Origin of the sequence: Pseudomonas sp. NFIX49, assembly GCF_900115915.1 — a bacterium.
In the GTDB taxonomy this organism is placed as follows: Bacteria; Pseudomonadota; Gammaproteobacteria; order Pseudomonadales; family Pseudomonadaceae; genus Aquipseudomonas; species Aquipseudomonas pharyngis.
In genome coordinates this window covers 292,842-312,380 of record NZ_FOYE01000010.1, presented here as the reverse complement: position 1 = coordinate 312,380, position 19,539 = coordinate 292,842, and the positions used below count along the sequence as shown (strand labels likewise).

Here is a 19,539-nt window from a genome sequence, read left to right as displayed (position 1 = left end):
TCTGCTGCGTGGTACCAAGCGTGACGACGTTGAGCGTGGTCAGGTTCTGGTTAAGCCGGGTTCGGTTAAGCCGCACACCAAGTTCACCGCAGAAGTTTACGTTCTGAGCAAGGAAGAAGGCGGCCGTCACACTCCGTTCTTCAAAGGCTACCGTCCACAGTTCTACTTCCGTACTACTGACGTGACTGGTAACTGCGAGCTGCCAGAAGGCGTTGAAATGGTAATGCCAGGTGACAACATTCAAATGACTGTTACCCTGATCAAAACCATCGCGATGGAAGACGGTCTGCGTTTCGCAATCCGTGAAGGCGGCCGTACCGTTGGTGCTGGCGTCGTAGCTAAAATCATCGAGTGATCTCTTTATTGAGTCAGCTCTGATGAGTTGAAAAAGCCCCCGCTTAGCGGGGGCTTTTTTATTGGGTTGACACCTATCTGGGGCGTCTATAGAATTGCGCCTCCTTTTAACGGGCGTATTGCGCCCGGTGGGAATAGCAGCCGGAGTCTGAAATCCAATGCAAAATCAGCAAATCCGTATCAGGTTGAAGGCTTTTGACCATCGCCTGATCGACCAATCAACCCAGGAAATCGTGGAAACCGCGAAACGTACTGGTGCTCAAGTGCGTGGTCCAATTCCACTGCCTACCCGTAAAGAGCGGTTCACCGTTCTGGTTTCCCCGCACGTCAACAAAGACGCGCGTGACCAGTACGAAATCCGCACTCATAAGCGCGTTCTGGACATCGTTCAGCCAACGGATAAAACCGTTGATGCACTTATGAAGCTTGATCTTGCGGCCGGTGTGGAAGTGCAGATCAGCCTCGGCTAAGACTCGGTCTTGGTCGTGTAACGCTCTGAAATGGGCGGCCATAGCGGGTGAAAGCCCCGTACACTCATGAGGTTTACAACATGACTATTGGTGTAGTCGGTCGTAAAGCGGGTATGACCCGTATTTTCACCGAAGAAGGTGTCTCCATTCCGGTCACGGTCATTGAGATCGAGCCGAATCGCGTCACCCAGTTCAAAACTGAAGAAACCGATGGCTATCGTGCAGTGCAAGTCACTGTCGGCGAGCGTCGTGCTTCCCGTGTTACAGCTGCTCAAGCTGGCCACTTCGCCAAGGCGAACGTTGCCGCTGGTCGTACCGTAATGGAATTCCGTCTTGAAGAAGGCGAGTACCAGGCCGGCGATCTGATCAACGCTGAAATCTTCGCTGCTGGTCAACTGGTTGATGTAACCGGTCAGTCCAAAGGTAAAGGCTTCCAGGGTACGATCAAGCGTTGGAACTTCCGCGGGCAAGATAACACCCACGGTAACTCCGTATCCCACCGCGTCCCAGGCTCTATCGGCCAGTGCCAGACTCCTGGTCGTGTATTCAAGGGCAAAAAAATGTCCGGTCATATGGGCGCTGAGCGCGTGACCGTGCAGTCCCTGGAAGTAGTGCGCGTGGACGCTGAACGCAATCTGTTGTTGGTCAAGGGCGCTGTACCTGGCGCTACTGGCGGCAACCTGGTTGTACGTCCGGCAGCCAAGGCTCGCGGTTAAGGGGAAGCTGACATGCAATTAAATGTAAATGACGCTCAAGCGATCGAAGTTTCCGAACTGACATTTGGCGGCGAGTTCAACGAGACGCTGGTTCACCAAGCAGTCGTGGCCTACATGGCTGGCGGCCGTCAGGGTAGCAAGCAGCAGAAGACCCGTTCCGACGTTCGTGGTGGCGGCAAGCGCCCATGGCGTCAGAAAGGTACTGGCCGTGCTCGTGCCGGTACTATTCGCAGCCCAATCTGGCGCGGCGGCGGCACCACCTTTGCAGCTCGTCCACAGGATCACTCCCAGAAGCTGAACAAGAAGATGTATCGCGCAGCAATGCGTTCCATCCTTGCTGAGCTGGTGCGTACTGATCGTCTGGTCGTGGTTCAGGACTTCGCAGTTGAAACTCCGAAAACCAAAGACCTGCTGGGCAAACTGAACAACATGAGCCTGACCGATGTTCTGATCGTGTCGGACGCTGTTGATCAGAACCTGTACCTGGCTGCTCGCAACCTGCCACACGTTGATGTACGTGACGTGCAAGGTTCCGATCCAGTTAGTCTGATCGCATACGACAAGGTGTTGATCACCGTGTCGGCCGTGAAGAAATTCGAGGAGCTGCTGGGATGAACCAGGAACGCGTATTTAAAGTTCTGCTTGGCCCGCACGTTTCCGAGAAGGCTACGGTTCTGGCAGACAAGAAAGGCCAGTTCGTTTTCAAGGTTGCTACTGATGCAACCAAGCTGGAAATCAAGAAGGCCGTCGAAAGCCTGTTCAGCGTGAAAGTTGAGCGTGTTACTACCCTGAATGTTCTGGGTAAGAGCAAGCGCACCGCTCGCGGTCTGGGCAAGCGTAATGACTGGAAGAAGGCAGTTATCTCCCTTCAGCCAGGCCAAGATCTCGATTTCAGCAGCAGTGCTGAGTAAGGAAGGGGTGCATCATGGCAATCGTTAAATGCAAACCGACTTCCCCTGGCCGCCGTTTTGTGGTCAAGGTGGTCAACCAGGAGCTGCATAAAGGCGCTCCTCACGCACCGCTGCTCGAGAAAAAATCGAAGTCTGGTGGTCGTAACAACAATGGCCGTATTACCACTCGTCACATCGGTGGTGGTCATAAGCAGCATTATCGTCTGGTCGACTTCCGTCGCAACGACAAGGATGGCATCGCTGCCACTGTCGAGCGTATCGAATACGATCCAAACCGTACTGCTCACATCGCTCTGCTGCTGTACGCAGATGGCGAGCGTCGCTACATCATCGCCCCTAAAGGCGTGAGCGCTGGCGACCAGCTGATCGCAGGTGCTCTGGCACCGATCAAGCCGGGCAACGCTCTGCAACTGCGCAACATTCCAGTTGGTAGCACCGTACACGGCATCGAACTGAAGCCAGGTAAAGGCGCGCAAATCGCTCGTTCCGCTGGCGCTTCGGCTCAGCTGATCGCTCGTGAAGGCGTTTACGTGACCCTGCGTCTGCGTTCGGGTGAAATGCGTAAAGTACTGGCTGAGTGCCGTGCGACCCTGGGCGAAGTCTCGAACTCCGAGCACAGCCTGCGTTCGCTGGGTAAAGCTGGTGCCAAGCGCTGGCGTGGCGTTCGCCCAACCGTTCGTGGTGTTGCCATGAACCCGGTTGACCACCCACATGGTGGTGGTGAAGGTCGTACCTCTGGTGGTCGTCATCCGGTATCGCCATGGGGCTTCCCGACTAAGGGCGCGAAGACTCGTGGTAATAAGCGTACCGACAAAATGATCGTCCGTCGTCGCAAGTAAATAGAGGGATACGACAGTGCCACGTTCTCTGAAAAAAGGTCCTTTTATTGATCTTCACCTACTGAAGAAGATCGAAGTGGCGGCGGAAAAGAACGATCGCAAACCAATTAAGACTTGGTCGCGTCGTTCGATGATCCTGCCACAAATGGTCGGTCTGACCATCGCAGTACACAACGGTCGTCAGCACGTCCCAGTTCTCGTTAACGAAGACATGGTCGGCCACAAACTGGGCGAGTTCGCCGGTACCCGCAACTATCGCGGGCACGTGGCAGACAAGAAAGCCAAGCGTTAAGGGGTAAGGAAATGGAAGTAGCCGCTAAGTTGTCGGGCGCTCGAATCTCCGCCCAGAAAGCCCGCTTGGTCGCCGACCAGATCCGCGGGAAGAAGGTGGGCGAAGCGCTCAACCTGTTGGCTTTCAGCAGTAAGAAAGCCGCCGAGATCATGAAAAAAGTGCTGGAGTCGGCCGTAGCCAACGCCGAGCATAACGAAGGCGCAGACGTTGATGACCTGAAGGTCAGCACCGTTTTCGTCAACGAAGGGCGTTCGCTGAAGCGCATCATGCCACGTGCCAAAGGCCGTGCTGATCGCATCGTCAAGCGGTCTTGCCATATCACTGTCAAGGTTGCTGACAAGTAACGGAGTCGAAGAGATGGGTCAGAAAGTACATCCCATTGGCATTCGCCTGGGAATCGTCAAGGAGCACACCTCCGTCTGGTACGCAGACGGTCGGACTTATGCGGACTACTTGTTCGCTGATCTGAAGGTGCGTGAATACCTCCAAGACAAACTAAAAAGCGCGTCCGTAAGCCGTATCGATATCCATCGTCCGGCTCAAACTGCACGCATCACCATCCACACCGCTCGTCCAGGTATTGTTATCGGGAAGAAAGGTGAAGATGTTGAGAAACTGCGTCAGGACCTGACCAAGCAAATGGGTGTGCCTGTGCACATCAATATCGAAGAGATCCGCAAGCCGGAGCTCGACGGTATGCTGGTTGCGCAGAGCGTAGCTCAGCAGCTGGAGCGTCGTGTAATGTTCCGTCGCGCCATGAAGCGCGCTGTACAGAACGCCATGCGCATTGGTGCCAAAGGCATCAAAATCCAAGTGAGCGGTCGTCTCGGCGGTGCTGAAATCGCACGTACTGAATGGTATCGCGAAGGTCGTGTGCCACTGCACACCCTGCGTGCCGACATCGACTATGCCAACTACGAAGCTCACACCACTTACGGTGTGATCGGTGTAAAGGTTTGGATCTTCAAAGGCGAAGTAATTGGTGGTCGCCAAGAAGAGCTGAAGCCACAAGCACCAGCGCCTCGTAAAAAAGCTGCTAAGTAAGGGGTACGCCAAATGTTGCAACCTAAGCGTACGAAGTTCCGTAAGCAGATGACCGGCCACAACCGTGGTCTGGCACTGCGCGGTAGCAAAGTCAGCTTCGGCGAGTTCGCGCTGAAGTCTGTAGCTCGTGGTCGTCTCACCGCTCGTCAGATCGAGTCAGCGCGTCGTGCACTGACCCGTCACGTAAAACGTGGCGGCAAGATCTGGATCCGTGTATTCCCGGACAAGCCGATCTCCAAGAAGCCTCTCGAGGTTCGTATGGGTAAAGGTAAGGGTAACGTGGAGTACTGGGTTGCCCAGATTCAGCCAGGCAAAGTCCTGTATGAAATCGAGGGTGTTTCTGAAGAGCTGGCGCGTGAGGCTTTCGCCCTGGCTGCTGCAAAGCTGCCGCTCGCCACCTCCTTTGTTAAACGGACGGTGATGTGATGAAAGCGAATGAACTTCGTGAAAAATCCGCACAGCAGCTGAACGAGCAACTGCTCGGCTTGCTGCGCGACCAGTTCAATCTGCGTATGCAGAAAGCAACTGGCCAGTTGGGGCAGTCTCATCTGCTCTCGCAAGTTAAGCGTGACATCGCTCGCGTGAAGACTGTGCTCAACCAGCAGGCAGGTAAGTGATCATGGCTGAAGCCGAAAAAACTGTCCGTACGCTGACTGGCCGTGTTGTCAGCGACAAGATGGACAAAACCATCACCGTTCTGATCGAGCGTCGCGTTAAGCACCCGATCTACGGTAAATACGTTAAGCGTTCGACTAAGCTGCACGCGCACGACGAAACCAATCAGTGCCACATCGGCGACAAAGTCACTATTCGTGAAACTCGTCCGATGGCCAAGACCAAGTCTTGGGCGCTGGTTGATGTTCTCGAACGCGCTGTGGAAGTCTAAGGGCTAGGGGTCGGAGAAATTATATGATTCAGACTCAATCCATGCTCGATGTGGCCGATAACAGCGGCGCTCGCCGTGTTATGTGCATCAAGGTGCTGGGTGGCTCCCATCGTCGTTACGCTGGTATCGGTGACATCATCAAAGTTACCGTGAAGGAAGCAATTCCTCGCGGTAAGGTGAAAAAAGGCCAAGTGATGACTGCTGTTGTAGTCCGCACTCGTCACGGCGTACGTCGTGCTGATGGCTCCATTATCCGCTTTGATGGCAACGCTGCTGTTCTTCTGAACAACAAGCAAGAGCCGATCGGCACCCGTATCTTTGGGCCAGTGACCCGTGAACTTCGTACTGAGAAGTTCATGAAGATCGTCTCGCTCGCCCCAGAAGTGCTGTAAGGAGATCCGACATGCAAAAGATTCGTCGTGACGACGAGATCATCGTGATCGCCGGCAAAGACAAAGGTAAGCGCGGTAAGGTGCTGAAGGTTCTTGCTGACAACCGTCTGGTTGTTGGTGGTCTGAACCTGGTCAAGCGTCATACCAAGCCTAACCCGATGTCGGGCGTACAGGGCGGTATCGTCGAGAAAGAAGCGCCACTGCACGCTTCCAACGTCGCCATCTTCAACGGCGAAACCAACAAGGCTGACCGCGTTGGTTTCAAAGTAGAAGACGGTAAGAAAATTCGTGTCTTCAAGTCGACCCAAAAAGCGGTTGATGCTTGAACACTGCTAGGTAGAAGACCATGGCACGACTAAAAGAGATTTACCGGAAGGAAATCGCTCCGAAACTTAAGGAAGAACTTAAGCTTTCGAACGTGATGGAAGTTCCGCGCGTTACCAAGATCACCCTGAACATGGGTCTGGGCGAAGCGATCGGCGACAAAAAAGTCATCGAGCACGCTGTTGCTGACCTGGAAAAGATCACCGGCCAGAAAGTCGTTGTGACCTACGCTCGCAAATCCATCGCTGGCTTTAAAGTCCGTGAAGGTTGGCCGATCGGCGTCAAAGTGACCCTGCGCCGTGAGCGTATGTACGAGTTCCTGGATCGTCTGCTGTCGATCTCCCTGCCTCGGGTTCGCGACTTCCGCGGCCTGAATGCCAAGTCCTTTGATGGTCGTGGCAACTACAGCATGGGCGTGAAAGAGCAGATCATTTTCCCGGAAATCGACTACGACAAGATCGATGCTCTCCGCGGTCTGGACATTACCCTGACCACCACTGCTAAGAACGATGACGAAGGCCGCGCTCTGCTGCGTGCTTTCAAATTCCCGTTCCGCAACTGATTGGAGTAGGAAAATGGCCAAGAAGAGCATGAAAAACCGTGAGCTGAAGCGTCAGCTCACCGTTGCTAAATACGCCGTCAAGCGTGCAGCGCTGAAAGCTATCATCGTCGATCTGAACGCAAGTCCAGAAGCGCGTTGGGAAGCTACCGTAGCTCTGCAGAAGCAACCGCGTGACGCAAGCGCCTCGCGCATGCGTAACCGTTGCCGTCTGACCGGTCGTCCGCACGGCGTTTACCGCAAGTTCGGCCTCGGCCGTAACAAACTGCGTGAAGCGGCAATGCGTGGTGACGTACCAGGCCTGGTTAAAGCCAGCTGGTAATTGCTGTCAAAGCCTTGATGGTCGGGGTCGCAAGAACCTGACCATCGGTGGCCTTGAACTTGAATCAAGCCCCTTTTGGGGCTTGATTCATTTCTGGGGTGTGTCTAGAATGACCGGCTCGCCTGAGCCCGTGTTTTTTACGCCCGGAATTCCTCGGCGACAAGTAGTAGCCGCAAGGCTAATTTTTCTGTATTAGGAGCGTCTAGCCCATGAGTATGCAGGACCCGTTAGCGGACATGCTAACTCGAATCCGTAATGCCCAGATGGCTGAAAAGTCCGTCGTAAGCATGCCGTCTTCCACGTTGAAGGTGGCTGTAGCAAAAGTCCTGAAGGACGAAGGTTACATCGCGGGTTATCAGATCAGCAGCGAAACCAAGCCGCTGCTGTCCATCGAGCTGAAATACTTCGAAGGCCGTCCGGTCATCGAAGAAGTGAAGCGCGTTAGCCGTCCAGGCCTGCGTCAGTACAAGTCCGTCGAAGATCTGCCAAAGGTACGTGGTGGTCTCGGTGTGTCTATCGTCTCCACCAACAAAGGTGTGATGACTGATCGTGCTGCGCGCGCTGCCGGTGTCGGCGGCGAAGTTCTTTGCACTGTGTTCTAAGGGGGGATAAGCATGTCTCGCGTCGCTAAGAACCCCGTTAAGCTGCCAGCCGGTGTCGAAGTAAAATTCGCAGGCCAACAGCTTTCGGTGAAGGGTGCCAAGGGTACTCTTGAACTGAACGTCCATTCGTCCGTTGAAGTCGTTGAAGAAGCTGGTGAGCTGCGTTTTGCTGCTCGCAATGGCGATCAACAGACTCGCGCAATGGCCGGTACCACTCGTGCGTTGGTAAACAACATGGTCCAGGGCGTAAGCCAAGGCTTCGAGCGCAAGCTCCAGCTGGTCGGTGTTGGTTACAAAGCGCAAGCAAAAGGTCAGGTGCTGAACCTGGCTCTTGGCTTCTCGCACCCAGTGGATTACGAACTGCCGGAAGGCATCACCGCTGAGACTCCTAGCCAGACCGATATCCTGATCAAGGGCATCGACAAGCAGCTGGTAGGTCAAGTGGCCGCCGAGATCCGCGACTTCCGTCCACCAGAGCCGTACAAAGGCAAAGGTGTGCGCTACGCGGACGAAGTCGTCCGTCGTAAAGAAGCCAAGAAGAAGTAGGGCATAGCAAATGACCGACAAAAAAGTTACTCGACTGCGTCGCGCTCGCAAAGCACGCCTGAAAATGCACGAACTCGAAGTCGTGCGTCTCTGCGTGTTCCGCTCTTCGCAGCACATCTACGCCCAGGTCATTTCGGCCGACGGCAACAAAGTCCTGGCAAGCGCCTCGACTTTGGATAAAGAACTGCGTGATGGCGCCACTGGCAACATCGACGCGGCCACTAAGGTTGGCCAGCTGGTCGCTACGCGTGCTAAGGCCGCTGGCGTCTCGCAGGTGGCTTTCGACCGCTCTGGCTTCAAGTACCATGGCCGCGTGAAAGCGCTGGCTGATGCTGCTCGTGAAGCTGGGCTGGAGTTCTAAGTTATGTCAAATAACGACCAAAAGCGCGACGAAGGCTACATCGAGAAGCTGGTTCAAGTTAACCGCGTAGCCAAAACCGTTAAAGGCGGCCGTATCTTCACTTTCACCGCGTTGACCGTGGTTGGTGATGGTAAAGGGCGTGTTGGCTTCGGCCGTGGCAAGTCGCGTGAAGTGCCTGCTGCGATCCAGAAGGCAATGGAAGCTGCTCGCCGCAACATGATCCAGGTTGATCTGAACGGCACCACTCTGCAGTACGCAATGAAGTCCGCCCATGGCGCTTCGAAGGTGTACATGCAGCCTGCTTCTGAAGGTACCGGTATCATCGCTGGCGGCGCTATGCGTGCTGTCCTCGAAGTTGCTGGCGTTCAGAACGTTCTGGCCAAGTGCTACGGCTCGACTAACCCTGTAAACGTGGTTCACGCCACTTTCAAGGGTCTGAAGGCTATGCAATCTCCTGAGTCCATCGCTGCCAAGCGTGGCCTGTCTGTATCGGAGATCAAGTAATCATGGCTACCGTTAAAGTTACGCTGATCAAAAGCATGACCGGCCGCATCCCTAACCACAAACTGTGCGTTAAGGGTCTGGGTCTGCGTCGCATCGGTCACACTGTAGAAGTCCAGGATACTCCCGAGAATCGCGGGATGATCAACAAGGCTTACTACATGCTGCGTGTCGAGGGTTAATCGATGAAACTCAATGATCTGAGTCCAGCGCCGGGTTCCCGTCGCGAAAAGCATCGTCCGGGCCGTGGTATCGGTAGTGGTTTGGGTAAGACTGGTGGCCGTGGTCACAAAGGTCAGACTTCCCGCTCCGGTGGCACCATTGCTCCAGGCTTTGAAGGCGGTCAACAGCCGCTGCATCGTCGCCTGCCGAAGTTCGGTTTCGTTTCCCTGAAAGCCATGGACCGCGCAGAAGTGCGTCTGTCCGAGCTGGCTAAAGTGGAAGGCGATATCGTCACCGTGCAGTCCCTGAAAGATGCCAACGTGATCAACGTCAACGTACAGCGTGTGAAAATCATGCTGTCCGGTGAAGTGACTCGCGCTGTCACTATCGGCAAGGGAATCGGCGCCACCAAAGGTGCGCGTGCGGCTATCGAAGCAGCTGGCGGCAAGTTCGAGGAATAAATGGCTAAGCAAGGTGCTCTCTCTGCGCTCGGCAAAGGCGGTATGTCTGAACTTTGGGCTCGTCTGCGTTTTCTGTTCCTGGCGATTATCGTCTACCGAATAGGCGCACACATCCCGGTTCCAGGTATCAACCCGGACCGACTCGCAGACCTGTTTCGACAGAATGAGGGGACCATTCTTAGCTTGTTCAACATGTTTTCCGGCGGCGCGCTGGAGCGGATGAGCATCTTTGCACTGGGGATCATGCCGTATATTTCGGCATCGATCATCATGCAACTGATGACCGCCGTCAGCCCGCAGCTGGAGCAGTTGAAGAAGGAAGGTGAAGCTGGCCGTCGCAAGATCAGCCAGTACACCCGCTACGGCACCGTCGTCCTCGCTCTCGTTCAGGCCATTGGCATGTCCATTGGTCTGGCAGGGCAGGGCGTTGCGTTCACTGGTGACTTTGGCTTCCATTTCGTCGCGGTCTCCACGTTTGTGGCTGGCGCGATGTTCATGATGTGGCTGGGTGAGCAGATTACTGAGCGTGGTGTAGGCAACGGTATCTCGATGTTGATTTTTTCGGGTATCGTCGCCGGTCTTCCGAGAGCAATCGGGCAGTCTTTTGAGTCTGCGCGTCAGGGCGATATCAACATCTTCGCCTTGGTTGCCATCGGTTTGCTGGCAGTAGCGATTATCGGTTTCGTGGTGTTCATTGAGCGTGGTCAGCGTCGTATCGCTGTTCACTACGCCAAGCGTCAGCAGGGCCGCAAGGTTTTTGCTGCGCAGACAAGCCACTTGCCGCTGAAGGTGAACATGGCCGGTGTTATTCCGGCTATTTTCGCGAGCAGCATTTTGCTGTTCCCGGCTTCGTTGGGTGCCTGGTTTGGTCAGTCTGAAGGTATGGGCTGGTTGCAGGACATCTCGCAGTCGATCGCTCCTGGTCAGCCGTTGAATATTCTGCTGTTTAGTGCAGGGATTATTTTCTTCTGCTTCTTCTATACGGCGTTGATGTTCAATCCGAAAGACGTAGCGGAAAACCTGAAGAAGTCCGGTGCCTTTATTCCGGGCATCCGTCCAGGTGAGCAGTCCGCACGCTATATTGATGGCGTTCTGACTCGCTTGACCATGTTCGGTGCTCTTTACATGACGGCCGTGTGCTTGTTGCCCCAGTTCCTGGTGGTTGCAGCAAACGTTCCGTTCTACCTTGGCGGGACCTCGTTGCTGATCGTGGTCGTGGTTGTGATGGACTTCATGTCCCAAGTACAATCGCACCTCGTTTCGCACCAGTACGAATCCCTGATGAAGAAAGCCAACCTGAAGGGTTACGGCAGCGGCATGTTGCGCTGAGTACCCATAAGGTTCGAGGAGTTGGTGATGAAAGTTCGTGCATCGGTGAAAAAGCTGTGCCGTAACTGCAAGATTATTCGCCGCGAAGGTGTTGTTCGAGTAATTTGCAGCGCGGAACCGCGTCACAAACAGCGCCAAGGCTGAGTGTGATTGTGCTTCAAGCCCGGTAGCTAGTGCGCTACCGGGTTGATTATTTGTTATTACAGCGATATTATCTCGCGCCCTATTTCTTGGCTTCCGGGGCGTAGGTAGCTGTCAATTGGAGTCCCACTGAATGGCCCGTATTGCAGGCGTTAACATTCCAGATAACAAGCATACTGTTATCTCGCTGACCTACATCTATGGTGTTGGTCGCACTACTGCACAGAAGATCTGTGCAGAGACTGGGGTAAACCCAGCCGCAAAGATCAAGGATCTGAGCGACGAGCAGATTGAACAGCTGCGTGGCGAAGTGGCGAAGTTCACCACTGAAGGTGACCTGCGTCGCGAAATCAACATGAAAATCAAGCGCTTGATGGACCTCGGTTGCTATCGCGGTCTGCGTCATCGTCGTGGTCTGCCAGTACGCGGTCAGCGTACCAAGACCAACGCGCGTACCCGTAAAGGTCCGCGTAAGCCGATCCGCAAGTAATCGCCCCAGCGAATCGACAGGAATTTAATCATGGCAAAACCTGCTGCTCGTCCTCGTAAAAAAGTTAAAAAGACAGTGGTTGATGGCATCGCCCACATCCATGCCTCTTTTAACAACACCATCGTGACCATCACCGACCGTCAAGGTAACGCTCTTTCCTGGGCTACCTCCGGTGGTTCGGGTTTCCGCGGTTCCCGCAAGTCCACCCCGTTCGCTGCTCAAGTAGCTGCTGAGCGTGCTGGTCAAGCTGCGCTGGAATACGGCCTGAAAAACCTCGACGTGAATGTCAAGGGCCCAGGTCCAGGTCGTGAATCCGCAGTCCGCGCTTTGAACGGCTGTGGCTACAAGATCGCCAGCATCACCGACGTGACGCCAATCCCGCACAACGGGTGCCGTCCGCCGAAGAAGCGCCGCGTGTAATCCAGGAGATTGTAAAGAATGGCTCGTTACATTGGTCCAAAATGCAAACTCGCTCGTCGCGAAGGCACCGATCTCTTCCTGAAGAGCGGCGTGCGCGCGATCGAATCGAAGTGCAACATTGAAGCAGCACCTGGTATCCACGGCCAACGCCGCGGTCGCCAGTCCGATTACGGCACCCAACTGCGCGAAAAGCAGAAGGTCCGTCGTATTTACGGCGTTCTCGAGCGTCAGTTCAGCGGCTACTACAAAGCTGCTGCCAGCAAGAAAGGTGCAACTGGTGAAAACCTGCTGCAACTGCTCGAATGCCGTCTGGACAACGTTGTATACCGTATGGGCTTCGGTTCGACTCGTGCCGAATCCCGTCAGCTGGTATCGCACAAGTCGATCAGCGTTAACGGCCAGACCGTAAACGTTCCGTCCTACCAGGTTCGTGCTGGTGACGTGGTTGCTGTTCGCGAGAAGGCAAAGAACCAACTTCGCATTGTCCAAGCTCTCGAGCTGTGCGCCCAACGTGGTCGCGTAGAATGGGTAGAGGTAGATGCTGAGAAGAAGTCGGGCGTTTTCAAGAACGTTCCTGCTCGCAGTGATCTGTCCGCCGACATCAACGAAAGCCTGATTGTCGAGCTCTACTCCAAGTAAGTAAGGGCTAGAAAATAGGTGCATCCATGCAGATTTCGGTAAATGAGTTCCTGACACCCCGCCACATTGATGTGCAGGTTGTCAGTCCAACCCGCGCCAAGATCACTCTCGAGCCTCTCGAGCGTGGTTTTGGCCACACCCTGGGCAACGCGCTGCGCCGCATCCTGTTGTCCTCAATGCCCGGCTGCGCAGTAGTCGAGGCCGAGATTGACGGTGTGCTCCACGAGTACAGCGCCATCGAAGGTGTACAGGAAGACGTAATTGAAATCCTGTTGAACCTTAAAGGTCTGGCCATCAAGCTGCACGGTCGTGACGAAGTTACGCTGACCTTGTCGAAGAAGGGTTCGGGGGTGGTTACCGCTGCCGATATTCAGCTGGATCATGATGTCGAGATCGTTAATCCCGATCACGTAATCGCTAACCTGGCGTCTAACGGCGCCCTGAACATGAAGCTCACTGTAGCTCGTGGTCGTGGTTATGAACCAGCCGACTCGCGTCAGAGCGATGAAGACGAAAGCCGCAGCATCGGTCGCTTGCAGCTTGACTCTTCGTTCAGCCCGGTTCGCCGTATCGCATACGTGGTGGAAAACGCCCGTGTCGAGCAGCGTACCAACCTGGACAAGCTGGTTATTGATCTGGAAACCAACGGTACCCTGGATCCTGAAGAGGCTATCCGCCGCGCTGCAACCATCCTGCAACAGCAGTTGGCTGCGTTCGTCGACCTCAAAGGTGACAGTGAGCCAGTGGTTGTCGAGCAGGAAGACGAGATCGATCCGATCCTGCTTCGCCCGGTTGACGATCTGGAACTGACTGTACGTTCGGCTAACTGCCTTAAGGCGGAAAACATCTACTACATCGGCGACCTGATTCAGCGTACCGAAGTAGAGCTGTTGAAGACTCCGAACCTGGGCAAGAAATCCTTGACTGAAATCAAGGACGTTCTGGCCTCCCGCGGTCTGTCCCTCGGCATGCGCCTCGACAACTGGCCGCCTGCAAGTCTTAAGAAGGACGACAAGGCGACTGCCTGATCGTCGTAATCACCGAACGTAGTGTTTGGTAAGGAATGAACCATGCGTCATCGTAAAAGTGGGCGTCACCTGAGCCGCACCAGCTCGCACCGCAAGGCCATGTTCCAAAACATGGCGGTGTCGCTGTTCGAGCACGAGCTGATCAAAACTACTCTGCCAAAAGCCAAAGAACTGCGCCGCGTTGCCGAGCCGCTGATCACTCTGGCCAAGACAGACAGCGTTGCTAACCGTCGTCTGGCTTTCGACCGTACTCGTTCGAAAGCTATCGTTGGTAAGCTCTTCAACGACCTGGGCAAGCGTTACGCTACCCGTGAGGGTGGCTACCTGCGCATCCTCAAGTGCGGTTTCCGCGCTGGCGACAACGCGCCTATGGCGTACGTCGAACTGGTTGATCGTGCTGTCGGCGGTGAAGCTGTATCCGCTGAGTAAGACGTCAGTCTTAAACAAGGAACCGGGCCTAGTGCCCGGTTTTTTGTGCCTGTAAGAAATGCGCTGTTCGTACAAGCTTCTACCCTGTTTGGGTCTGCACTATGTGCGGGGATTCGGTGTTAGTTTTTCTCTATTGATGACCATAAGTTAATGAATTTGTGGCTGTCATACTGATGATCGATACTCCCCAACAAGCCGATTAGCCGGCAGTTCAAGACCGATAGAGGATGAAGATCGCATGAGCCAGAACAAGACGCTTACGACCGCCAGTGGCGCACCTGTCGCCGATAACCAGAACTCTCGCTCCGCTGGCCCTCGTGGCCCGTTGCTGCTCGATGACTTCCACTTGATCGAGAAGCTTGCCCACTTCAACCGGGAAAACATTCCTGAGCGTCGTGTACACGCCAAGGGGTCGGGTGCCTACGGCACTTTCACCGTTACCCGTGACATTACTCAGTACACCAGCGCCAAACTGTTTTCTGCCGTCGGCAAGCAAACCCCGACATTCCTGCGCTTCTCCACCGTCGGTGGTGAGCGTGGCTCGGCTGACACCGAGCGCGATCCGCGTGGTTTCGCCCTCAAGTTCTATACCGAAGAAGGCAACTGGGACATCGTTGGCAACAACACCCCGGTGTTCTTCATCCGTGATCCACTGAAATTCCCTGACTTTATCCACACCCAGAAGCGACTGCCGCAAAGCAACCTGAAAAGCGCGCAGATGATGTGGGACTTCTGGTCGCATTCGCCTGAAGCGCTGCACCAGGTCACGATTCTGTTCTCTGATCGCGGTATTCCGGACGGATATCGCCATATGCACGGTTTCGGCAGCCACACCTACAGCCTGATCAGTGCTCAGGGCGAGCGTCACTGGGTGAAGTGGCACTACAAGACCAAGCAAGGGATCAAGAACCTTGCGCCGGCAGACGCTGCACGCCTGGCGGGCACTGATCCGGATTACGCACAGCGTGACCTGTTCGAAGCCATCGAGCGTGGTGACTTCCCGAAATGGAGCGTATGCATCCAGATCATGACCGAAGCCCAGGCCGCTGCGCACTATGAGAATCCGTTCGACGTGACCAAGACCTGGTCGCAAAAGGAGTTTCCACTGATCGAAGTGGGTGAACTGGAACTGAACCGTAACCCGCTCAACTACTTTGCCGAAGTCGAGCAAGCCGCGTTCGGCCCGAGCAACATGGTGCCTGGCGTAGGTCTGTCGCCAGATCGCATGCTGCAAGGTCGGGTATTCGCGTACGCCGATGCCCACCGCTACCGCGTAGGTACCAATCACCAGCAACTGCCAGTGAACGCCCCACGCAGCCCGGTGAATACTTACCAGCGCGACGGTTCGATGGCATTTGGCAGTAACGGTGGCGCAGCGCCGAACTATGAGCCGAACAGCTACGTAGAGTCGCCGAAACAAGCGCCGCACTATGCCGAGCCTGCACTGGCCCTGAACGGCGCGGCTGATCGCTACGATCACCGCGAAGACACCGACTACTACAGCCACGCTGGCGCGCTGTTCCGCTTGATGAGCGACGAACAGAAAGCGTTGCTGGTCAGCAACATCGCCGGGGCGATGGCGGGGGTGTCGAGTGACGTCGTCGATCGTCAGCTGCAGCATTTCTACAAGGCCGATCCGGCGTACGGAGAAGCAATCGCAAAGCTGCTCAACGTACAGCTTAACGAAGTCTAAACGAGAAGCAGAACCGCCCTCATTTGGGCGGTTTTTGCGTTATTTAGGCTGCTTTTCTCAGAATATCTTCGCTTTTATTGCGCGAAGTGAGTGACCTTCCAGTCAGGTTGGTTCAAACTACAGACTTTCAAGCAGGGAGATGTAGGGCGATGCAAGGCCACCCAGACGTTATCGATTACCTCAACACGTTGCTGACCGGCGAACTGGCCGCGCGTGACCAATATTTCGTTCACTCGCGGATGTATGAGGACTGGGGATTCACCAAGCTCTACGAACGAATCAACCACGAGATGGAAGAAGAGGCCGGTCACGCCGATGCGCTGATGCGCCGGATTCTGATGCTCGAAGGCACTCCGCGCATGCGCCCGGATGACCTGGATGTCGGTACCACGGTAGAGACCATGCTCGAAGCGGATCTGCGCCTTGAGTACAAGGTTCGTGCTGCACTGTGCAAAGGCATCGAGCTGTGTGAAAAGAATGGCGACTATGTAAGCCGCGATATCCTCAAGCTTCAGTTGCATGACACCGAAGAAGATCACACCTACTGGCTTGAGAAGCAGTTGGGCCTGATCAAACTGATCGGTATCCAGAACTACCTGCAGTCCCACGCGTCCTGATTGCAGCCGGTACAAAAAAGCCCCTGTCACTGATGAAGTGACAGGGGCTTTTTCATGCCCGGCGATCAGGCCCGATCGCGGATCAACAGCGGCTTGAGGTAATGCCCGGTGTGAGACTGCTTCATCTCGGCCACTTCCTCCGGCGTACCGGTGGCGATGATCTGGCCACCTTTCGAACCGCCCTCGGGGCCGAGATCCACCAGCCAGTCGGCGGTCTTGATCACGTCGAGGTTGTGCTCGATCACCACCACGGTGTTGCCGTGGTCGCGCAGGCGATGCAGTACGTCGAGCAGTTGCTGGATATCCGCGAAGTGCAGACCGGTGGTCGGCTCATCGAGGATGTACAGGGTTTTGCCGGTATCGCGCTTGGACAGTTCGCGGGACAACTTGACCCGCTGGGCCTCACCACCCGACAGCGTCGTGGCCGACTGCCCGAGCTTGATGTACGACAGGCCCACATCCATCAGCGTTTGCAGCTTGCGCGCCAGCGCCGGCACCGCGTCGAAGAACTCCCGCGCTTCCTCGATAGTCATCTCGAGGGTTTCGTGGATGCTCTTGCCCTTGTATTTGATCTCCAGGGTTTCGCGGTTGTAGCGCTTGCTCTTGCACACGTCACACGGAACGTAGATGTCCGGCAGGAAATGCATTTCCACCTTGATCAAACCGTCGCCCTGGCAGGCCTCGCAACGCCCGCCCTTGACGTTGAACGAGAAACGCCCCGGCCCGTAACCACGGGAGCGGGACTCGGGCACGCCGGCGAACAGTTCGCGAATCGGCGTGAACAGGCCGGTGTAGGTCGCCGGGTTGGAGCGCGGCGTGCGGCCGATCGGGCTCTGGTCGATGTCGACGACCTTGTCCAGATGTTCCAGGCCCTTGATGCTGTCGTGGGCTGCCGCTTCCAGGGTGGTCGCGCCATTGAGTGCCGTGGCGCTCAGCGGGAACAGCGTGTTGTTGATCAGCGTCGATTTGCCGGAGCCGGAGACGCCGGTCACGCAGGTCAGCAGGCCGATCGGGATTTCCAGGTCGACGTTGCGCAGGTTGTTACCCCGCGCGCCCTTGAGCGACAGCACCTGCTTCTTGTTGCGTGGCGTGCGCTTGGCCGGCACTTCGATCTTGACCCGGCCCGACAGGTATTTACCGGTCAACGAATCCGGGTGCGCCATGACTTCGGCCGGCGTGCCTTCGGCGACGATCTGTCCGCCATGAACACCGGCGCCCGGGCCGATATCCACTACGTAGTCGGCCAGTCGAATCGCATCTTCGTCGTGCTCGACCACAATCACCGTGTTGCCGATGTCGCGCAGGTGCTTGAGGGTGCCGAGCAGCCGATCGTTGTCGCGCTGGTGCAGACCAATCGACGGCTCATCGAGGATGTACAGAACACCCACCAGGCCCGCGCCGATCTGACTGGCCAGACGAATCCGCTGCGCCTCGCCGCCAGACAACGTATCGGCACTGCGATCCAGGGACAGATAGTCCAGGCCGACGTTGACCAGAAACTGCAGGCGCTCGCGGATTTCCTTGAGAATCTTGTCGGCGATTTCGCCACGGCGGCCGGTCATCTTCAGCGCGCCGAAGTAATCGCAGGCGTCGCCGATCGGCAGGTTGGTTACCGCCGGCAGGGTTTTCTCGCCGACCCACACGTGTCGCGCTTCGCGACGCAGGCGGGTACCACGGCAATCCGGGCACGACTGGGTGCTGAGGAACTTCGCCAGCTCTTCACGCACACTGGCCGATTCGGTTTCGCGGTAGCGGCGCTCAAGGTTCGGCACGATGCCTTCGAACGGGTGCGAGCGTTTGACGATGTCGCCCCGGTCGTTGAGGTATTTGAAATCGACGTTCTGCGAACCGCTGCCGTGCAGGATGAACTTCTGCTGATCGGCCGGCAGCTCGTTGAACGGCTGCTCCAGGCTGAAGCCGTAATGCGCGGCCAGTGATCCGAGCATCTGGAAGTAATAGACGTTACGCCTGTCCCAGCCACGGATCGCGCCTTCGGCCAGGGTCAAATCACCGTTGACCAGTCGCTTGATGTCGAAAAACTGCTTCACCCCCAGACCGTCGCAGGTCGGGCAGGCGCCGGCCGGGTTGTTGAAGGAAAACAGCTTGGGTTCCAGCTCGCTGATTGCGTGGCCGCAGATCGGGCAGGCGAAGCGCGCGGAGAAGATCATCTCTTCGCCCGGCTCGTCGTCCATCGGCGCCACCAGGGCGATGCCGTCGGCCAGCTTCAGTGCGGTTTCGAAGGATTCCGCCAGACGCTGCTGCAGGTCGGCGCGTACCTTGAAACGGTCGACAACGACTTCAATCGTATGCTTCTTCTGTTTATCCAGTTTCGGCAGTTCGTCCAGCTCACAGAGCCGGCCGTTGACCCGGGCCCGGACGAAGCCCTGGGCACGCAGTTCTTCGAACACCGACAGGTGCTCGCCCTTGCGCTCGCGGATCACCGGCGCCAGCAGCATCAGCTTGCTGCCTTCCGGCTGGGCGAGTACCAGGTCGACCATCTGGCTTACAGTCTGCGCTTCCAGCGGAATGTCGTGATCCGGGCAGCGTGGCGTACCGACGCGGGCATAGAGCAGACGCAGGTAGTCGTAGATTTCGGTGATCGTGCCGACCGTGGAACGCGGGTTGTGCGAGGTCGACTTCTGTTCGATGGAGATCGCCGGCGACAGGCCTTCGATGGTGTCGACGTCGGGTTTTTCCATCATCGACAGGAACTGCCGGGCATAGGCCGACAGGGATTCGACATAGCGGCGCTGACCTTCGGCGTACAGCGTGTCGAAAGCCAGGGAAGACTTGCCGGATCCGGACAGGCCGGTGATGACGATCAGTTTGTCCCGTGGCAGGGTCAGGTCGATGTTCTTCAGGTTGTGGGTGCGGGCCCCACGAATCAGGATCTTGTCCAAAATGGCCTCGCTCGGCGGGCGTCGAAAACACAGGAGTATACGGCCAAATACTGGATGGATGCACACTATCAAGTGAAGGGTTTTTTGCCTTACATGAAGAGAGTTTCATCT

The 19,539-nt window shown here is 56.1% G+C and carries 31 protein-coding genes and 1 pseudogene; 31 read left to right on the top strand and 1 reads right to left on the bottom strand.

Annotated features, from left to right (window positions below):
- The 31 genes and pseudogenes from BMZ46_RS27070 to bfr form a co-directional block, all read left to right on the top strand.
- A pseudogene (locus BMZ46_RS27070) lies at positions 1–355 on the top strand (elongation factor Tu); the annotation flags it as partial.
- 157 nt (positions 356–512) lie between these two features.
- The gene (rpsJ, locus tag BMZ46_RS27065) at positions 513–824 is read left to right on the top strand and encodes a 30S ribosomal protein S10 (RefSeq protein ID WP_003186070.1); all 312 of its coding nucleotides are present in this window, start codon (positions 513–515) and stop codon (positions 822–824) included.
- Positions 825–904: 80 nt separating this feature from the next.
- Complete coding sequence (gene rplC, locus BMZ46_RS27060) at positions 905–1,540, top strand: 50S ribosomal protein L3 (protein ID WP_007955641.1); 636 nt, start codon at positions 905–907, stop codon at positions 1,538–1,540.
- A gap of 12 nt (positions 1,541–1,552) precedes the next feature.
- Positions 1,553–2,155, top strand: a complete 603-nt coding sequence (gene rplD / locus BMZ46_RS27055) for a 50S ribosomal protein L4 (protein WP_003228735.1) — start codon at positions 1,553–1,555, stop codon at positions 2,153–2,155.
- On the top strand, positions 2,152–2,451 hold the full coding sequence (gene rplW, locus BMZ46_RS27050; RefSeq protein WP_002555488.1) for a 50S ribosomal protein L23: 300 nt from the start codon (positions 2,152–2,154) through the stop codon (positions 2,449–2,451). Before rplD ends, rplW begins: the two co-directional genes overlap by 4 nt.
- Positions 2,452–2,465: 14 nt before the next feature.
- Entirely contained in the window at positions 2,466–3,290 is an 825-nt protein-coding gene (gene rplB / locus BMZ46_RS27045; protein WP_003186055.1) for a 50S ribosomal protein L2, read from the top strand.
- Positions 3,291–3,306: 16 nt separating this feature from the next.
- Positions 3,307–3,582 (top strand): 30S ribosomal protein S19, encoded by a 276-nt coding sequence (gene rpsS / locus BMZ46_RS27040; RefSeq protein WP_011336172.1) that lies wholly within the window; start codon positions 3,307–3,309, stop codon positions 3,580–3,582.
- An 11-nt stretch (positions 3,583–3,593) separates the two neighbouring features.
- Positions 3,594–3,926, top strand: a complete 333-nt coding sequence (rplV, locus tag BMZ46_RS27035; RefSeq protein WP_003103908.1) for a 50S ribosomal protein L22 — start codon at positions 3,594–3,596, stop codon at positions 3,924–3,926.
- A gap of 13 nt (positions 3,927–3,939) precedes the next feature.
- A complete protein-coding gene (gene rpsC, locus BMZ46_RS27030; protein ID WP_003176422.1) occupies positions 3,940–4,626 on the top strand; it encodes a 30S ribosomal protein S3 in 687 nt (228 codons plus the stop codon).
- A 12-nt stretch (positions 4,627–4,638) separates the two neighbouring features.
- Positions 4,639–5,052 carry a 50S ribosomal protein L16 gene (gene rplP / locus BMZ46_RS27025; RefSeq protein WP_003228729.1) on the top strand — a complete coding sequence of 138 codons (414 nt, stop codon included), beginning with the start codon at positions 4,639–4,641 and terminating at the stop codon, positions 5,050–5,052.
- Positions 5,052–5,243, top strand: coding sequence for a 50S ribosomal protein L29 (gene rpmC / locus BMZ46_RS27020; RefSeq protein WP_002555481.1), 192 nt, complete (start codon positions 5,052–5,054; stop codon positions 5,241–5,243). Before rplP ends, rpmC begins: the two co-directional genes overlap by 1 nt.
- A 2-nt stretch (positions 5,244–5,245) precedes the next feature.
- On the top strand, positions 5,246–5,512 hold the full coding sequence (rpsQ, locus tag BMZ46_RS27015; RefSeq protein WP_003194644.1) for a 30S ribosomal protein S17: 267 nt from the start codon (positions 5,246–5,248) through the stop codon (positions 5,510–5,512).
- A gap of 23 nt (positions 5,513–5,535) precedes the next feature.
- Positions 5,536–5,904, top strand: coding sequence for a 50S ribosomal protein L14 (gene rplN / locus BMZ46_RS27010; RefSeq protein WP_002555479.1), 369 nt, complete (start codon positions 5,536–5,538; stop codon positions 5,902–5,904).
- Between the two features lie 11 nt (positions 5,905–5,915).
- Entirely contained in the window at positions 5,916–6,230 is a 315-nt protein-coding gene (rplX, locus tag BMZ46_RS27005; protein WP_003186046.1) for a 50S ribosomal protein L24, read from the top strand.
- Positions 6,231–6,250: 20 nt separating this feature from the next.
- Positions 6,251–6,790, top strand: a complete 540-nt coding sequence (gene rplE / locus BMZ46_RS27000; protein WP_003210069.1) for a 50S ribosomal protein L5 — start codon at positions 6,251–6,253, stop codon at positions 6,788–6,790.
- Between the two features lie 13 nt (positions 6,791–6,803).
- Positions 6,804–7,109 carry a 30S ribosomal protein S14 gene (rpsN, locus tag BMZ46_RS26995; RefSeq protein WP_007955639.1) on the top strand — a complete coding sequence of 102 codons (306 nt, stop codon included), beginning with the start codon at positions 6,804–6,806 and terminating at the stop codon, positions 7,107–7,109.
- A 209-nt stretch (positions 7,110–7,318) separates the two neighbouring features.
- On the top strand, positions 7,319–7,711 hold the full coding sequence (rpsH, locus tag BMZ46_RS26990; protein WP_003228724.1) for a 30S ribosomal protein S8: 393 nt from the start codon (positions 7,319–7,321) through the stop codon (positions 7,709–7,711).
- 12 nt (positions 7,712–7,723) lie between these two features.
- Positions 7,724–8,257, top strand: a complete 534-nt coding sequence (rplF, locus tag BMZ46_RS26985) for a 50S ribosomal protein L6 (RefSeq protein ID WP_011336170.1) — start codon at positions 7,724–7,726, stop codon at positions 8,255–8,257.
- A gap of 10 nt (positions 8,258–8,267) precedes the next feature.
- Entirely contained in the window at positions 8,268–8,618 is a 351-nt protein-coding gene (rplR, locus tag BMZ46_RS26980) for a 50S ribosomal protein L18 (RefSeq protein WP_003186037.1), read from the top strand.
- 3 nt (positions 8,619–8,621) lie between these two features.
- The gene (gene rpsE / locus BMZ46_RS26975) at positions 8,622–9,122 is read left to right on the top strand and encodes a 30S ribosomal protein S5 (RefSeq protein WP_039771985.1); all 501 of its coding nucleotides are present in this window, start codon (positions 8,622–8,624) and stop codon (positions 9,120–9,122) included.
- A gap of 2 nt (positions 9,123–9,124) precedes the next feature.
- Positions 9,125–9,301 carry a 50S ribosomal protein L30 gene (gene rpmD / locus BMZ46_RS26970; RefSeq protein ID WP_003176408.1) on the top strand — a complete coding sequence of 59 codons (177 nt, stop codon included), beginning with the start codon at positions 9,125–9,127 and terminating at the stop codon, positions 9,299–9,301.
- Between the two features lie 3 nt (positions 9,302–9,304).
- Positions 9,305–9,742 (top strand): 50S ribosomal protein L15, encoded by a 438-nt coding sequence (gene rplO, locus BMZ46_RS26965; RefSeq protein ID WP_003228720.1) that lies wholly within the window; start codon positions 9,305–9,307, stop codon positions 9,740–9,742.
- The gene (gene secY / locus BMZ46_RS26960) at positions 9,743–11,071 is read left to right on the top strand and encodes a preprotein translocase subunit SecY (RefSeq protein WP_003228718.1); all 1,329 of its coding nucleotides are present in this window, start codon (positions 9,743–9,745) and stop codon (positions 11,069–11,071) included.
- Between the two features lie 27 nt (positions 11,072–11,098).
- Positions 11,099–11,215: a 50S ribosomal protein L36 gene (rpmJ, locus tag BMZ46_RS26955; RefSeq protein WP_002555468.1), complete on the top strand. Its 117-nt coding sequence runs from the start codon at positions 11,099–11,101 to the stop codon at positions 11,213–11,215.
- A gap of 130 nt (positions 11,216–11,345) precedes the next feature.
- The gene (gene rpsM, locus BMZ46_RS26950; protein WP_009045849.1) at positions 11,346–11,702 is read left to right on the top strand and encodes a 30S ribosomal protein S13; all 357 of its coding nucleotides are present in this window, start codon (positions 11,346–11,348) and stop codon (positions 11,700–11,702) included.
- A gap of 30 nt (positions 11,703–11,732) precedes the next feature.
- The gene (rpsK, locus tag BMZ46_RS26945; RefSeq protein ID WP_002555466.1) at positions 11,733–12,122 is read left to right on the top strand and encodes a 30S ribosomal protein S11; all 390 of its coding nucleotides are present in this window, start codon (positions 11,733–11,735) and stop codon (positions 12,120–12,122) included.
- 18 nt (positions 12,123–12,140) lie between these two features.
- Positions 12,141–12,761 (top strand): 30S ribosomal protein S4, encoded by a 621-nt coding sequence (gene rpsD, locus BMZ46_RS26940; protein WP_011336168.1) that lies wholly within the window; start codon positions 12,141–12,143, stop codon positions 12,759–12,761.
- 26 nt (positions 12,762–12,787) lie between these two features.
- Entirely contained in the window at positions 12,788–13,789 is a 1,002-nt protein-coding gene (gene rpoA / locus BMZ46_RS26935) for a DNA-directed RNA polymerase subunit alpha (RefSeq protein ID WP_003186012.1), read from the top strand.
- A 42-nt stretch (positions 13,790–13,831) separates the two neighbouring features.
- Entirely contained in the window at positions 13,832–14,218 is a 387-nt protein-coding gene (rplQ, locus tag BMZ46_RS26930) for a 50S ribosomal protein L17 (protein WP_007955635.1), read from the top strand.
- Positions 14,219–14,456: 238 nt separating this feature from the next.
- Positions 14,457–15,911 (top strand): catalase, encoded by a 1,455-nt coding sequence (locus BMZ46_RS26925; RefSeq protein WP_074691683.1) that lies wholly within the window; start codon positions 14,457–14,459, stop codon positions 15,909–15,911.
- 149 nt (positions 15,912–16,060) lie between these two features.
- Complete coding sequence (bfr, locus tag BMZ46_RS26920; protein WP_007955633.1) at positions 16,061–16,528, top strand: bacterioferritin; 468 nt, start codon at positions 16,061–16,063, stop codon at positions 16,526–16,528.
- A 65-nt stretch (positions 16,529–16,593) separates the two neighbouring features.
- Here bfr and uvrA read toward each other — a convergent pair whose 3' ends face one another.
- Positions 16,594–19,428, bottom strand: coding sequence for an excinuclease ABC subunit UvrA (gene uvrA / locus BMZ46_RS26915; protein ID WP_074691680.1), 2,835 nt, complete (start codon positions 19,426–19,428; stop codon positions 16,594–16,596).
- Positions 19,429–19,539: the final 111 nt, after the last annotated feature.